The 15,551-nt window shown below is 71.9% G+C and carries 11 protein-coding genes; 5 read left to right on the plus strand and 6 right to left on the minus strand.

All coding sequences use genetic code 11. The features are described from left to right. Positions 1-5 precede the first annotated feature (5 nt). Complete coding sequence (locus tag GQQ92_RS07320) at positions 6-398, minus strand: hypothetical protein (protein ID WP_156998561.1); 393 nt, start codon at positions 396-398, stop codon at positions 6-8. A 9-nt stretch (positions 399-407) separates the two neighbouring features. Continuing rightward, on the minus strand, positions 408-1,958 hold the full coding sequence (gene pdxR / locus GQQ92_RS07325; protein WP_197738132.1) for a MocR-like pyridoxine biosynthesis transcription factor PdxR: 1,551 nt from the start codon (positions 1,956-1,958) through the stop codon (positions 408-410). 82 nt (positions 1,959-2,040) lie between these two features. On the opposite strand from pdxR, the gene GQQ92_RS07330 reads away from it, so the two are divergent. From GQQ92_RS07330 to GQQ92_RS07345, 4 genes are all read left to right on the plus strand, one after another. Continuing rightward, complete coding sequence (locus GQQ92_RS07330; protein WP_156998563.1) at positions 2,041-2,754, plus strand: pyridoxamine 5'-phosphate oxidase family protein; 714 nt, start codon at positions 2,041-2,043, stop codon at positions 2,752-2,754. Next, entirely contained in the window at positions 2,751-5,939 is a 3,189-nt protein-coding gene (locus tag GQQ92_RS07335) for a helix-turn-helix transcriptional regulator (RefSeq protein ID WP_156998564.1), read from the plus strand. The genes GQQ92_RS07330 and GQQ92_RS07335 overlap by 4 nt, the downstream gene beginning before the upstream one ends. A 210-nt stretch (positions 5,940-6,149) precedes the next feature. Further along, a complete protein-coding gene (locus GQQ92_RS07340; protein ID WP_156998565.1) occupies positions 6,150-6,677 on the plus strand; it encodes a glutathione peroxidase in 528 nt (175 codons plus the stop codon). A gap of 8 nt (positions 6,678-6,685) precedes the next feature. Then, positions 6,686-7,198 carry a GNAT family N-acetyltransferase gene (locus GQQ92_RS07345; protein WP_156998566.1) on the plus strand — a complete coding sequence of 171 codons (513 nt, stop codon included), beginning with the start codon at positions 6,686-6,688 and terminating at the stop codon, positions 7,196-7,198. A 126-nt stretch (positions 7,199-7,324) separates the two neighbouring features. Here GQQ92_RS07345 and pepT read toward each other — a convergent pair whose 3' ends face one another. The 4 genes from pepT to GQQ92_RS07365 form a co-directional block, all read right to left on the minus strand. Next, positions 7,325-8,629 (minus strand): peptidase T, encoded by a 1,305-nt coding sequence (gene pepT / locus GQQ92_RS07350; RefSeq protein ID WP_156998567.1) that lies wholly within the window; start codon positions 8,627-8,629, stop codon positions 7,325-7,327. A 137-nt stretch (positions 8,630-8,766) separates the two neighbouring features. Continuing rightward, on the minus strand, positions 8,767-12,036 hold the full coding sequence (locus GQQ92_RS07355; RefSeq protein WP_269149155.1) for a GH32 C-terminal domain-containing protein: 3,270 nt from the start codon (positions 12,034-12,036) through the stop codon (positions 8,767-8,769). 155 nt (positions 12,037-12,191) lie between these two features. Beyond that, positions 12,192-13,157, minus strand: a complete 966-nt coding sequence (locus GQQ92_RS07360; protein WP_156998568.1) for a PfkB family carbohydrate kinase — start codon at positions 13,155-13,157, stop codon at positions 12,192-12,194. Continuing rightward, on the minus strand, positions 13,154-14,161 hold the full coding sequence (locus GQQ92_RS07365; protein WP_156998825.1) for a LacI family DNA-binding transcriptional regulator: 1,008 nt from the start codon (positions 14,159-14,161) through the stop codon (positions 13,154-13,156). Before GQQ92_RS07365 ends, GQQ92_RS07360 begins: the two co-directional genes overlap by 4 nt. 219 nt (positions 14,162-14,380) lie before the next feature. Here GQQ92_RS07365 and GQQ92_RS07370 point away from each other — a divergent pair, with 219 nt between their 5' ends. Next, on the plus strand, positions 14,381-15,481 hold the full coding sequence (locus tag GQQ92_RS07370; RefSeq protein ID WP_156998569.1) for a substrate-binding domain-containing protein: 1,101 nt from the start codon (positions 14,381-14,383) through the stop codon (positions 15,479-15,481). The last annotated feature ends 70 nt before the right edge of the window (positions 15,482-15,551 follow it).

Here is a 15,551-nt window from a genome sequence, read left to right on the forward strand (position 1 = left end):
TGCGCTCAGCCCGTGCCCTCGACCACGAGCCACCGGTCGTCGCCCTGCCACTGGAGGCTGCCCGTGACGCGCTCGCCGTCGCGCACGGCGTTGAAGTCGATGTCGCCGGGCTGACCGCCGACGATGCCGGTGCCGCCCCCGAAGGTCGGGTCGACGTAGCCGAGCTCCTCGAGCGCGGCGGTCCGCTGCGCCTGGTCCCACGTGCCCGACAGGAACGCGAAGAGCAGGACGCTCGCGAGGCCGCCGCCGACGAGCACCACGGTGCCGATGTCGCGCATCCAGCGCCGGCTGCGCAACTGCCCGAAGAAGGTCATGACCGCCCCCGCGACCATGACGATCAGGGGGTAGATCAGCGGCCATGGGCTCCAGGGTTCGAGCGTGACCGTGACGGGATCCATCCGGAGAGGCTATCGGGTCGACTCCGACACCGCCGCCCGGATGCGCTCGAGGGCGTCGGCGAGCAGCCGATCGCCGACGCCCGCGTATCCGAGCACGAGGCCGGGCCGGCCGGAGGCGGGGTCGAGCGAGTACTCGGCGAGCCGCGCGACCGCGATGCCCGCGGCATCCAGCCGCCGCATGACGGCGTTGACGAGGTCGTGGTCGGGGAGCCGCAGCACGGCGTGCAGTCCTCCGTCGAGGCCGACGAGCTGCGTGCCCGGCAGGTCGCCGAGCGCGGCGAGCACCAGCCGGCGACGATGCGCGTAGTCGCGGCGCGTGGCCGCGATGTGGCGGCGCAGGGCCCCGGTGGTCAGGAGGTGCGCGACCGCGATCTGCACGATGCCGGCCACCGGTGACGGGCTCTCCTCGCGCACGCGTTCGAAGGCGTCGCGGAGCCGGCGGTCGTGGGGGAGCACCGCGTAGCCGAGGCGCAGCCACGGGCTCAGGACCTTCGAGAAGCTGCCGATGAGCACGACGCGGCGGTTCTCGCGAGAGCCGCCCGAGGCATCCGTCGGTCCCGGTCCGTCGAGGGACGCGAGCGTCGGCATCGGCGGACCGACGTGGCGGAACTCGCTGTCGTAGTCGTCCTCGACGACGAACGCGCCCGTGCGGCGCGCGTGGTCGAGCAGTTCGAGGCGCTCGGCGACGGGCAGGCGGCCGCCGAGCGGGTACTGGTGGCTCGGGGTCACGAGGATCGCGTGGGCCGGCGGCGTCAGGCCGCGCAGCAGGTCGACGCGCAGGCCGTCGTCGCCGACCTCGACCGGGACGAGCGCGGCGCCGGCCCGGGCGAGTACCTGTCGGGCGTTCGGATAGCCCGGGTCCTCGACGGCGACGATCGGTCGCGTGCCCATCAGGTCGCCGAGCGCCGTGCCGACCAGTCCCATCGCCTCGCTCGTGCCCGCGGTGACGACGACGTCTTCCGCATCGCAGGCGAAGCCTCGGGCGTGCCGCACGTGGTCGGCGATCGCCTCGCGCAGCACGGGCTCGCCGAATCGGGGCGGGTCGTCGCTCGGCACCGGCATCGCGGCCGCACGGCGCCAGGCCGCACGCCAGACCCGGTCGTCGAGGCGCGCGGTCGACGGCCGGCCGGGACGCAGGTCGACGCGCGGAACGGCGGAGCCGTCTGGGCGGCCGCCGTCGCCGACGGACGCGGCCGTTGCGGGGTGCTGGGCGGCGGGCGCGGTCGGTGCGGTCGTCTCGGAAGGGGCGACGGATGCCGCGGGGCGGCGCGTGCTCGAGGCATCCGCCGCCCGGCGCACGCCGTCGACCGCGTCGAGCCGGGCGACGAGGGTCGGCGCGCCCTGACGCTGCTCGAGGTAGCCCTCGCCCGCGAGGTGCTCGTAGGCGCTCACGACCGAACTGCGCGAGGTGCCGAGTTCGGCGGCGAGCACCCGCGTCGAGGCGACGCGGTCGCCGGGCCGCAGGGCACCCGTGAGGATCGCCTCGCGCATGGCCTCGACGATCTGCACGATGACGGGGCGGTCGTCGAGGCGGTCGATGGCGAGCAGCGGGCCGTCCATGGGACTCCGATCAGAACTGGTCTGGCCAGTGTTGCACGAACTGGACTCATCGCAAGACCAGTGCGGAATCGAGACTGGAGCCATGAAGCCCTCCGCCCAGCTCGCTCAGCCTGCCCAGCCCGCCCCGCCCGCGCGTCGCATCCGCCGCATCTCCGAGCGTCAGGTCGTCGACCGCGCCGCCGTCGACGCGCTGCTCGACGAGGAGCTCGTCGGCCACCTCGCGGCGGTCGTCGACGGCGTGCCGATCGTCGTGCCCATGGGGTTCGCACGCGTCGGCGACGACGTGCTCGTGCACGGCTCGACCGGAGGCGGCTTCGCCCTGCGCGCCGCGGCCGAGCAGTCGACGGTGGCGTTCTCGGTCACCGCCCTCGACGGGCTCGTCTACGCCCGCTCGCTCTTCGACAGCTCGATGAACTACCGCAGCGCGGTGGTCTACGGCGTGCTCGAACCGGTCGCCGACGACGAGGCGGATGCCGCGCTCCTCGCGCTCTCCGAACGGCTCATGCCCGGGCGGCCGGCCGAGGTGCGGGCGACGATCCGCAAGGAGGTCGCGGCCACGCGCGTGCTCCGGCTCCGCCTCGACGACGTCGTCATGAAGGCGCGCGCGGCGGGCGTCTCCGAGTCCGCCGATGACGGGGAGGACCACTCGGTCTGGGCCGGCGTCGTGCCGCTCAGCCGCTCCTGGGGCACGCCGGAACCCTCGGCGCTGACCCCGACCGGCACTCCGATGCCCGACTCGGTGCTCGCCATGACGACGCCGCGGATGTCGGCGGGGCGTGACAGCATGAAGGGGTGACCACGTCTGCGCCGGAGATGATCGGCCGTGACGCCGATCTCGCCGGGCTCCTCACCCGCCTCGACGGGGTGCGCTCCGGTGCGCCGTTCACCGTGATCATCGGCGGCGAGGCCGGCATCGGCAAGACGCGCCTCGTGCGCGAGTTCGCCAGTCGCATCGACGGCGAGGCGCGCGTCCTCGTCGGCCAGTGCGTCGACCTCGGCGCGGTGGCCGCGCCCTACGTCCCCGTCAAGTCGGCGTTGCGCGCCCTCGTCGCCGACGAGGGCGCCGAGCGCGTGCTCGAGGCGGTCGGCCCCGGGCGGGCGGCGCTCGTGGCGCTCCTGCCCGAGCTCGCGGCATCCGAGGGTCGCGGTGACGACGACACGGGTGCGGGCGACGGCAGCGGTGCCGATGGTGCGCGGCAGTCCGGTACGCCCGTGCGCGGCGACGCGGCGAGCAGCCAGCTGCACGAAGCCATCGCCGTGCTCCTCGAGACCCTCTCGCACGAGCAGCCCATCGTGTTCGTCATCGAAGACCTCCACTGGATCGACGCGGCCAGCCTCGCGCTGCTGCGGTTCCTCATGCGCGCACTCGGCTCGAGTCGGGTGCTCACGGTGCTGACCTACCGCAGCGAAGACGTCACGCGCGGGCATCCGGCGCGGGCGTTCCTCGCCGAGGCCGATCGCGACCGGTGGGTCGAACGGCACGAGCTCGCCCGCCTGAGCCCAGACGACGCGGTGGCGATGGTCGCGTCGCTGCGACCCGAGACCGAGACCGCGCAGCGCGGCGTCGAGGCGGTCGTGCGCCGCAGCGACGGGGTGCCGTTCCTCATCGAGGAACTCATCGGCCTCGACGGCTGCCGCGACGACTCCGAGGTGCCCGAGACGCTGCGCGACCTGCTGCTGGCCAGGTACGAGCGGCTCACCGAGCCGACGCAGAGCCTGCTGCGCCTGCTCTCCATCGGCGGCGTCCGCGTGCCGCACGCGCTGCTCGTCGCCGTGCGCGAGGGTGAGGCGAGCGACGTCGACCTCGATGCCGCGGCACGCGAGGCCGTGCTCGGCGGCGTGCTCACCATCGAGGGCGACGATTACGCCTTCCGGCACGCCCTCGTGCGCGAGGCGATCCAGGCCGACCTGCTTCCGGGCGAGCGGGCGCGGTTCCATGCGCGCTACGCGGCCGCCTACGAGAACGCCGCGCACGGGTCGAGGCGCCTGGCCGCCGAGATCTCCTATCACTGGCTCGGCGCCAACGATGCGGTGCGGGCGTTCCCCGCCACGATCCGGGCGATGCGCGAGGCGCGCGCGGCCGCCGCGTACGCATCCGCCGCCCAGCTCGGCGAACGCGCGATCGGGCTCTGGCACGTGGTCCCCGAGCCCGAGACCACGGCCGGCATGAGCAAGCTCGAGCTCATGGGCCGCAGCGCCTCCTACCTGCGCAACGCGGGCGAGGCAGAACGCGGGCTCTCCCTCATCAGGGCTGCGTTGCAGGAATGTCCGCCGGACGACCCACAGTATCCCCGACTGCTGCGTGACACCGGCATGCACCTCGCCAACGTCGGCCGGCCGGGTTCCATCCCGCTGCTCGAGCAGGCGCTCGAGGCCCTCGGCGACGAGGGTTCCGACGATCTGCGCGCCACCGTGCTCATCGCGCTCTCGGGCCGGCTCATGATCGAGTCGAGGCTCGATGAGGCGAGCACGGTCGCCGATGAGGCGCTCGCCGTCTCCGAACGTCTGGGCAGCACCCGCTACGCGTCGACCGCGACGAACATCGCGGGCATCAGCCGGGCGAACAACGGCGACGTCGAGGGCGGACTGGCGCTGCTCGACCGATCGGGCGAGCTCGCCGAGGGCGACCCGGCGACGCGGCTGCGGTACTGGGTGAACGCATCCGACATGCAGTACCTCATCGGCAACTTCGACGAGGCCGTGCGCCTCGCCGAGCAGGGCCTCGAGCAGGCCAGGCGGCTCGGGCTCGAGCGCAGCTCCGGCGTGATCCTCGCCTCCAACGCGGTCGACCCCCTGCTCGCCCTCGGCGAATGGCAGCGCGCCGACGTGCTCATGGAGCGGGCGCTCGCGCTCGATCCGCCCATGCCGTTCACGGTCTACCTGAACCGTGCGCGCATCTGGAGCCTGCTCTGGCGCGGTGAACTCGACCGCGCCGTCGCGCTCTACCGCGCGATCCGCCCGGCGATGGCACGGGTCATGGCCGCCGAGATGCAGACAAAGCTCGGCATCGGCCGGCTGGGGGCCGAGCTCGACCTCGCCCTCGGCGACCTCCACGCAGCCTGGCGCGAGGTGCTCGAGATGCTCGACGACCCGCGGGCGCTGCCGCCGGGCTACGCGCTGCCGTTCCTCTGGGTCGCCGGCCGCGTCATCGCCGCCGCGCGGGGTCGCACTGCGGCCGATGCCGACGCCGAGGCGCTCGACCGTGAGATCGATGCCGCCGTGCCGCGCGTGCTCGAGCTCTTCGATCGCCTCTCGTTCTGGCCGACCGCAGCGTTGTGGCGCGCGTTCTTCGATGCCGAGCTCGCCACGGCGAGCGGTGCGAACGGCCCGGCCGCGTCGGGCGCGCAGGATGATTCCGGCCCGCGGGGTGCGTCTGGCTCGCGGGGTGCGTCCGGCTCGGCGGGCTCGTCCTCCGGTCGCGCTCCCGGAACGAGCGCCGCGGCCTGGGTCGAGGCCGTCCGCCTCGCCGCGCTGCCGAACGCCGCCGGGTACCTCGGCGCCTACGCCCGGCTCCGAAAGGCCGAGGCCGAGCTCGCGGTCGGCGATCGCCAATCGGCACGGGCCACCCTCCAAGACGCGCATGGGCACGCGATCTCCGGCGGGGTCATCGCCGTCGTCGACCGGGTCGAGCGCGTCGCCGCCGTCGCCGGCATCGCGCTCGAGGGCGTGGGCGGCGGGGCGGCCGTTCGCACGGCGGCATCCGCTCGCACGGCGGCATCCGCTCGCGCGGCCGATGCGTCGGGCGGCATCGCCGGCTCGCCGACCTCTGATGCCGCCGAGGTCGCGGCCGGGATCGACGAACTCACCGCGCGCGAACGGCAGGTGCTCGAGCTCATCGCCGAGGGGCTCAGCAACCGCCAGATCGGCGAGCGGCTCTACATCAGCGGCAAGACCGCGAGCGTGCACGTCTCGGCCATCCTGCGCAAGCTCGGCGCGTCCACCCGGACCGAGGCCGCATACCGGGCCGGCGTGCGGCGGTAGGCGTCGGCGACGGCGTGAGCGCCGGCGTCGGCGTCGATGACCGTGCCGTGACGGCGGCGCCAGGCCGCGCCGGGACCGGGGCCTCGCGGTGAACGGCGGCACGCGGCATCCGCAATTCGTGCTGTGAACTCGCTGCGCGTCGGTCGTTGACCTCGGTCAACCGGCGTAGCGTGAATGCGAACCCGTTCCCCACGTCCGCCAGGAGGCACGATGACCACGCTCGACGAGATCCCCTTCACGACGATGGACGGCGCGACCGCCTCGCTCGCCGACTACGAGGGCAAGGCCGTGATGATCGTGAACGTCGCATCGCGATGCGGGCTCGCGCCCCAGTACGGCAAGCTCGAAGAACTGCAGAAGCAGTACGGCGACCGCGGATTCACGGTGATCGGCTTTCCGAGCAACCAGTTCCTGCAGGAGCTCTCGACGAACGAGGCCGTCAGCGAGTACTGCTCGACGACGTGGGGCATCACGTTCCCGATCGTCGATCGCGTCAAGGTCAACGGCAAGAAGGAGCACCCGCTCTACACCGAGCTGAAGCAGACTCCGGATGCCGACGGCAAGGCCGGCAAGGTCAGCTGGAACTTCGAGAAGTTCCTCGTGGGCGCCGACCGCAGTGTGCAGCGGTTCCGCCCGCGCACCGAGCCCGACGCTCCCGAGGTGATCGCCGCGATCGAGGCCGCGCTGCCCGCGTCGGCGCCCGCGCGCGAGCCCGCCGCGGCATCCGACACGGAATAGCCCCGGCCGTGGTGCTCGTCCGGCCCGCGACGGTGGCGGATGCCCCGGCGATCGCGAGCGTGCACTGGCGAAGCCATCAGACCACGTACGTCGAGCCGGGGCGGGTCGCGCGCGACCTGGTCGAGAACTGGACGATGCGCGATCGCGTACTCGCATGGACGGCGAATGCGGCGATCTCGTCCGGCGTCTACCCTCCGCCCGACGGGTTCCGTCCGATGCGCGTCTGGGTCGTCGAGGTCGACGGCGAGGTCGTCGGCTGGGCGAACACGAGCGACGGTCGCGACCCCGACGGTCCGCGCGATCTCGAGCTCGAGGGGCTCTACGTGCTCGACGAGCACCACGGCACGGGCGTCGGCCAGGCGCTCGTCGACACCGCGCTGGGTGGTCGACCCGCCTACCTGTGGGTGCTCGACGGCAATACGCGAGCCCAGGCCTTCTACCGCCGAAACGGCTTCGCGCCCGACGGCACCGAGAAGGTCGACGACCTCTGGCACGTGCGCGAACTGCGCTACGTGCGCTGATCCCACGCGCCCGTGCGGGGACATTCCAGCGCGGCCAGGGACGCGCCGGAATCCCGTTCGCGCGCCGGAGTCCCGGCCGAGCGGGATTCCCGCGAGCGAACGGGATTCCGGCGGATCGGGCCAGCGTCAGGCGCGCGCGGCGCCGCGGAACTCGGGCGTGGTCCACACCTCGGCGAGGCGCACGAGCATCGCGGCCGACGCCGCCATCTCCTGCACCGACGCCCACTCGCGCACCGAGTGGAACTCGTGTCCGCCGGTGAAGAGGTTCGGCGTGGGCAGGCCCATGGCGCTCAGCTGGGATCCGTCGGTGCCGCCGCGGATCGCGGTGCGGAGCGGCTCGAGTCCCTCGGCGCGGATCGCCTGCGCCGCGGCATCCGTCACCTGCGGGAACTCGTCGACGTACGTGCGCATGTTCGGGTACTGCGGGGTGATCGTGACGGTCGCCTTCGCGCGGGGCTCGCGGGCGAGCACCTCGTCGACGGTGCGGCGCAGCACCTCGCCGTGCGCGGCGAGCTTCTCGTCGTCGAAGTCGCGCAGGATCGTGCGCACCACGGCGTGGGATGCCCCGCCGCTCACCTCGTACACGTGGATGAAGCCGTCGCGCCCCGACGTGCGCTCGGGCGTGAGGTCGGCGGGCAGGGCCGCGACGATCTCGGCCGCGATGCGCGCCGCGTTCACGAGCTTGCCGGTCGCGAAGCCGGGATGCACCTCGTGGCCCTCGATCGTGACGATGCCCTCGGTGGCCGAGAAGGTCTCGTCCTGGAGCTCGCCGACCTCGGAGCCGTCGACCGTGTAGGCGCACAGCGCGCCGAAGCCCTCGACGTCGAACGATCGCACGCCGGTGCCGAGCTCCTCGTCGGGCGTGAACGCGATGCGCAGCGTCGGGCTGGGGAGTTCGGGGCTCGCGACCAGGTGCGCGAGCGCCGTCATGATGGCCGCCACCCCCGACTTGTCGTCGGCGCCGAGCAGCGTGTCGCCCGAGCTCGTGACCAGGTCGTGCCCGACGTGGTCGAGCAGGTCGGGCATCTCGGCCGGATCGAGCACCGTGCCGCCGCGGGGCAGCTCGATCACGCCGCCCTCGTACGCGCGGTGCATGATCGGCTCGACGCCGTCGCCCGGGGCGTCGGGGCTCGTGTCCATGTGCGCGATGAGGCCGATGACGGGCGCGGGGCCGTCGGCCACGTCGGTCGTGGACGGAAGCGTGGCGTACACGAACCCGTGCTCGTCGAGCCGGGCGTCTGCGAGGCCGAGCGCCAGCAGTTCGTCGACGAGCACCCGCCCGAGGTCGAACTGGCGCGCCGAGCTCGGCGTGCCCTCGCCGTCACGGTCGGACTGCGTGCCGACGCGCACGTACCGGTCGAAGCGCTCGAGCAGCGCGGGGGCGAGCGACTCCGCGAGCGGAGAGGTGAACGGTGCGGATTCGACGGCCATCGTCCCAGCGTGCCACTGCGGGGTCGCGCGTGCCAGTCGGGGCGGGCGCGGACGAACGGATGCCGCGGGCGGTCGCACGGACCGCGGATGCCTCGGGGCGCGAGCACCCCGAGGCATCCGGCCCGGCCGTCAGCGCGTCACTTCGTGACCTTCACGGTGATCGCCTTGCTCGAGGTGGCGCCGGCCGCGTTGCGGAACTCGACCGTGTACTCGTACGACCCCTTGGCCTTGCCGCTCACGTCGAGCGTGACGCGCTGCGACGACGGGGTCGCCGCGGTCAGCTCGCCCTCGTCGACGACCTCGCCGTTCTCGAGGAACGCGTACGAGGTCGCGTTCTGCCCCCACCAGAGGTTGGCGGCGACCCGGTAGTTGCCGTCGCCGTCCCAGTTGTCCTGGCTGAGCACGGGCACGGCCGGATTCGCGTCGCGCACCGCGACGGTGAGCGGCTTGGTGCGCGTCGCCCCCTTGGAGTTCAGCAGCTCGCCGACGAACTCGTAGGTGCCGTTGCCGAGACCGCTGACGGGCACCACGACGCGCTGGGCCTTCGGCGTCGCCGGATCGACCAACTCGCTGTGCACGAGTTCGCCGTCGCGGTAGAGCCGGAACAGGCTCGCGTTCTCGCCCCACCACAGGTTCATCGTGACGTCGAAGTCGCCGTCGTGCAGGCCGGTGTCCCATCCGTTGTTCGACGAGAGCACGCCCGTCGCCGGAACTGCCATCGCCCCGTCGTCGGTCGGAACCTGCGGCTCCTCGGGCTCTTCCGGCTCCTCGGCGAACATGGCCGTCGCGAGCGGCGTCACCGTGAGCGACACGAGGTCGGCGGTGCCGCCCTCGGCCCAGAGGCCGAGCTCGTCGGCCCCGGCGTTCGGAAACACCTGGTCGGTGATCGTCGTGCGGCCGTCGGCGGTGAAGACCTCGACCGACGAGCGGTCGACGTAGACCGTCACCGCCAATCGGTCGTCGTCGAGCGCGACCGGTGCATCGTCGAGCGACGCGAACGCGGGATGGAAGTCGGTGTTCCCCGACTCCCGGCGATCGACGAACAGGCGGCCGGCGTCGACGTCGTAGCCGATGCGCGTCGCCTGGTCGCCGTCGCCGAGCACGCTGAGGCCGAAGGAGTCGGCGTCGCCCCGCTCGAACACGGCATCGATCTTCAGCACGTCGCCCGCGACCTCGTCGAGCGTCGCCGATCCTGCCTCGATCTCGCGCGGGGCGACCGTCACGGCGTCGGCCGCCTGCTCGAGGCCGTCGACCTCGGGCACGACCTGCTGCACGAGCCGGGGCCCCTGATCGGTCGACGTGAGCGCGACCTCGCGCGGCAGCGTCATCGCACTCCGCCACGAACCCGTCGGGATGTCGTTCGCGTAGTCCCAGTTGTTCATCCAGCCGAGCATCACCCTCCGGCCGTCGGGCGCGTTCGAGAACGACACGGTCGCGTAGTAGTCGCGACCCCAATCGAGCCAGTCGTAGCCCTCGATGCGCGGGGCCGCCGCGGCATCCGAGAACATCACCTGATCGGCGAGCACGTGCCCCCAGCCGAACCGGTTGTTGTCGATGATGCGAACGGATGCCTCGTGGCCGGCGAATTCGGACACGTCCCAGCTCACCCAGTCGAGGTTCTCACTGTTGCGCCCGGTCGCGGTGCGCACGATCTCGCCGTCGACGACGAGGTTGACCGACGTCTCCTCGGAGCGCGGCAGCGCCGCTTCGGTGCCGAGCACGAGGTGGTCGACCGTGAGGTGGCCCCAGCCGCCGTTGGTGTCGTCGTGCACCTGGAACTGCGCGTCGCGACCGGCGAACTCGGAGACATCCCACGCCTTCCAGTTGAGCGCGCCGCCGTCGGCTGCGGTCGCGGTGCGCACGATCTCGCCGTCGACGAGGAGTCGCGCCTCGAGCGTGCCGTCGAACCGCTTGCCGCCCCCGAGCAGGAACGAGAGGTGGTCCTCGCCGGGCTGGATCGTGAACGCGGGCGAGGTCAGGTCGCCGCGGTTGTCGTCGCCGTTGGGCCCCGACTCGAAGGTGTTGATGCGCTTCAGCCCGAGGTAGTAGTCGCCGCCCTGGGTGGACGGGGTGCGGCTCGGGTCGGTCGCGAAGTCGCCGGTGGCCTCCCAGCCGGTGTCGGCGAGGGTCGTGCCGTCGGTGAACTCGAATCCGTCGAACAGCAGGCGGCCGGCGGGGGCCTCGTTGTCGAGCCGGGTTCCGTCGACGTGCGGGTGGTCGCCGCCGCCGACGAGCAGGTTCACGAACGGATCCTCGACGGTGAAGGTCGGCGACTCGACGGTGCCGACCGGCCAGTCGAAGTCGTGGAACCCGTTGACGAGCCCGGCGCCGATGTATCCGCTCACGGCGTTCTGGCCGTCGAGCGTGCCGGATGCCGGAGCGTCGGCGAACGGGCCGTTCTTCCCGTTGCCGGGCTCATTCGAGACGGTCCAGCCGTCGTAGGTGCCGTCGTCGAACCCGGCGAAGACCTCGCCGGTCGGCAGCGCGTCATCCGTCACGGTGCTCTCGGACGTGAACGTGGTGCCGTCGAAGTCGCCCACGAAGTACTGGCCGCCCGAGCCGCCCGCGACCGAGCCGGGGTTGAGGTTGACGACCATGACCCACTTCGTGTTCGACGCATCGCCGTCGACCGCGAGCGGGAAGAGGTCGGGGCACTCCCAGACCCCGCCGACCGCGTTGGCCGGGCCGAAGTCGCTGAGATGCGTCCACGTCTTCAGATCGTCGCTGCGGGAGATCACGACCTGGTGCTCGAGCGCCTCGACGGCGACCATGACCCAGTACGACTCGCCGGTCGCGGGATCGGTGTATCGGAACACCTTGGGGTCGCGGAAGTTCGCCGACGCGCGGTCGTACACCGGGTTGCCCTCGTACTTCGTCCACGTCTGCCCGTGGTCGGTGCTGTAGGCGAGCGACTGCGCCTGCCGGCCCGCGAGGGTCGGATGTGCGGCCGTGTACGCGCTCGTGTAGATCGCGATCATCGGCGGGTTCTCGGCGGTGCCGAGTCCGCTGGTGTTCTGGTCGTCGACCACGATCGAGCCCGAGAAGATGTCCTCGATCGAGACGCCGTCCTCGTCGAAGGTCTGCGGGATCGCGAGCGGCTGCTCGTCCCAGTGCACGAGGTCGGCGCTCGTGGCATGGCCCCAGCTCATGTTGCCCCAGCGGGTGCCGCCGGGGTTGTGCTGGAAGAACAGGTGCCAGGTGCCGTTCTCGTAGACGAGGCCGTTGGGGTCGTTCATCCAGTTGCGCTCGGGAGTGAAGTGCACCGCCGGCCGGTACTGCTCCGTGGCCGGGTCGGGTGCAGTTTCATCGGCGGATGCCGCCGTGACCGCCCCTCCGAAGAGGGAGGCAGTGAGGGCCGCAACGGCTGCGACCGTGGCCGTTCTGCCGCGCATTGATATCGTCGTCATCGATCGATTCGCCTTTCATCGCGTGGCTCGCAGGGGAGCCATGACATCGTTGTCAGGTAGACGACGGCGACACTACGCAGTGTCCGGCGGACAATGCAAGGGCGAGTTGCCGGACGCGTGGATCGGCTCGTGACGGCGGAGCCTGCGAGCGCGCGTCAGCTCGCGGCGGCCGAACCCTCTCGCGGACGGCGAAGGAGCGCGCCCTCGTGCCGCACGGTCGCCGCGGCGATGGCCATCGCGTCGCCCAGGGCCGCCGACCAGGCGACATCCGTACGGGGCACGCCGTCGACCGCGATGCGGTGCACCACGGCCGAGAGGGTCGCGTCGCCGGCGCCCATCGTGTCGATCACCGGTCCCGGCAGCTCGACGATGCCGGCGTGCACCTCGATGCCGTCGTCGTGGAGCCGGGCCCCGTCGCGCCCGGCCGTGGCGAGCACCGCCGGGTTGCGCCCGCCGATCCCGCCGGTCGCTTCACCCGGGCCGCCGCGCCTGATCCGTGAGACGAACTCGGACAGCGGGGCGCCGAGCAGCAGGTCCGCGTCTTCGTCGCCGACCTTGACGAGCAGCGCTTCGCCCGCCATGCGCTCGAATCCGCGGAGGAATTCGCCGCGGTCGTGCATCATGCCCGCGCGCGGGTTCGCATCGATCACCAGCCGGTCGCGTGCACGGTCGACCGCAGCCCGCAGTTCGGCCGTCTGCTCGATGTCGTCGAAGGGGAAGCAGCTGACCACCACCAGATCCGCCGCGTCGAGCGCGGCGCGTGCCTCGGCGTCGAACGAGATGCGCCTCGCCCTGGCGGCGTCGTTGAACTCGTACCGCGGCTCGCCGCCGTCGGCCCGGTCGGAGACCGCCCGCGAGGTGCCAGAGGGGGATGGGCTCGCGATGAGCCGAACCCGGTGGCCGTCGAGGTATTCGCGGATGCGTCGGCCCGGTTCGTCGTCGCCGACCATCGCCAGCAGGATCACGTCTTCGCCGAGCAGCGAGAGCCCGACCGCGACGTTGAGTGCGGCCCCGCCGACGAACTCGCGCATTCCGGTGGGGCTGCGCAGTTCGTCGATGAGGGCATCGCCGATCACGACGACACGCGCTCGGTGCTCCTGCGCCGGCGTGCCGGCGCTCATCGAGCGTCCACCCGCGGAAGAAGTTCGCCGCTGCCGCGTTGCAGCAGTCGGGTCGGCACGATGGTGCGTTCGGCGGGGGAATCGTCGCCGTCGAGGCGGGCGAAGACGCGTTCGGCGGCGATGCGGCCGATCGCGTGGGGATCCTGGGCGACGACGGTGACGCCGGGCTCCAGCAGGTCGCCGAGCGGCACGTCGTCGAAGCCGACGAGTGCGGTGTCGAGCTGCCGGCCGAGTTCGCGGAGGGCGCGGATGACGCCGATGGTCACGAGGTTCTGGGCGCCGAAGATCGCGGTGGGCGGGTTCTCGCCGTCGAACAGCGCGAGCGTCGCGCGCCTGGAGGTCTCCTCGTCGTGGAGGCCCTCGATGAGCGGGGCGTCGCCGGTCGCGATGCCCGCGCGGCCGAGCTCGTCGAGGAAGCCGCGCCGACGTTCCTGCGCGGTGCGGATGTCGTGCCGGTCGCCCAGGTAGGCGAGGCGACGATGACCCTGTTCGATGAGGTGGCGGGTGGCCAGTGCGGCGCCCGCGGTGTTGTCGCTCACGACGGAGTCGGAGGTGACGCCTGCAGGCTGACGGTCGACGAAGACCACGGGGGTGCCCCGGCGCAGTTCGGGCGCGAGGTAGGCCTGGTTCTCCGAGACGGTCGTGAGGATGAGCCCGTCGACGCGGCGTCGGAGGAATGCCGAGACCGCCGCCTGTTCGCGTTCGGGGTCGTCGTCGAGACTCGAGGCGAAGACCGCGACTCCTCGTGCGAGCGCGGCGTCTTCGACGGCCCGGTGCACGGCGCCGGCGAACGGGTTGTCGACACTGCCGACCAGCAGCCCGAGCGTGCGGGTGCGGCCATCGGCGCGGCGGAGGTTGCCGGCGTGCAGGTCGGGCTCGTAATCGAGTGATCGGGCGGCCTTCAGCACGCGCTCGATGGTCGCCGCCGACACGTTGGGCTCGCCGTTGATGACGCGAGAGACGGTCTTCACGCCGACGCCCGCGAGGGTGGCGACGTGACGCATGGTCGGCCGCGACTTGGAGCGGGCGTCGGCGGCGACGGATTCGTCGACGTGACCCCCGCCGCGCTCGGTCTCCGTCGAGTCTGTGTCTGACAACGGTGTCACGATTCGATCTCCAATGTGCGTTGTGGGCTTGACTATACACATCCTCATCGACTAGACCTAACGCTGACATCGTTGTCAATTGGGCAACGGTTCTCAGAAACCAGAGGAGATTCACCGATGAATCACGCAGCACCCGGCGCACTCCGACGCCGCCTCATCGCCGCCGGTTCGCTCACGGCGGCCGCGGCTCTCGCCTTCACCGGATGCGCCTCGTCGGGCGACAGTGCCGACGGCGGAGCGAGCAACGGCGACACGATCGGCGTCTCGCTCATCGTCAAGACCACCACCAACCCGTTCTTCGTCGCGATGCAGGAGGGCGCCAAGACCGCGGCCGACGATCTCGGCGTCGAGCTCACGCTCGCGGCCGGCAAGGAGGACGGCGACGAGGACACGCAGATCCAGGCCGTCGAGAACGCGATCTCCAAGGGCGACGCCGGCATCCTGATCACCCCGAACGGGCCGGGCGTCGAAGACGCGCTCGTCAAGGCCCGCGACGCCGGCCTCTACGTCATCGCGCTCGACACGCCGCCGGCGGACCCCGAGGCGGTCGACATCACCTTCGCGACCGACAACTTCGAGGCCGGCCAGGAGATCGGCTCGTGGACGGCCGCCAAGCTCGGCGGCGAGAAGGCGACCATCGCGATGATCGACCTGTTCGACGACAAGATCGTGTCGGTCGACGTGCAGCGCGACCAGGGCTTCCTCGACGGCATGGGCATCGAGCTCGCCGACGACGGCGCCAACGGCGACGAGGACTCGACCGGCAGCTACAGCGGCGGCGACTACGAGATCGTCGGCAACGAGGCATCCCAGGGTGCCGAGGACGGCGGCCGCACCGCAGCCGAGACCCTGCTCTCGAAGAACCCCGACATCAACGTGGTGTACACGATCAACGAGCCCGCGGCCTACGGCGCGTACGAGGCGTTCAAGGCGGCCGGCAGCACCGACGGGCTCATCGTGGTCTCGGTCGACGGCGGCTGTGCGGGCATCGACGCGGTCAAGCAGGGCATGATCGGCGCGACGAGCCAGCAGTACCCGGTCAAGATGGCCGAGCTCGGCGTGCAGGCGATCTTCGACCTCGTCGAGACCGGAACCACGCCCGAGGTGTCCGAAGGACTCGACTTCTTCAACACGGGCGTCGCGCTCGTGACGGACGACCCCCAGGACGGCGTCGAGTCGATCGACACCGCCGAGGGCGGCGACATCTGCTGGGGCTGACCTTCGGGATCCCCACCGCGGGCACGTGATCGGTGGGCGGATGCCTCGCCCGAGACATCCGCTCACCGCA

The organism is Agromyces terreus (genome assembly GCF_009749465.1).
GTDB classification, from domain to species: Bacteria; Actinomycetota; Actinomycetes; order Actinomycetales; family Microbacteriaceae; genus Agromyces; species Agromyces terreus.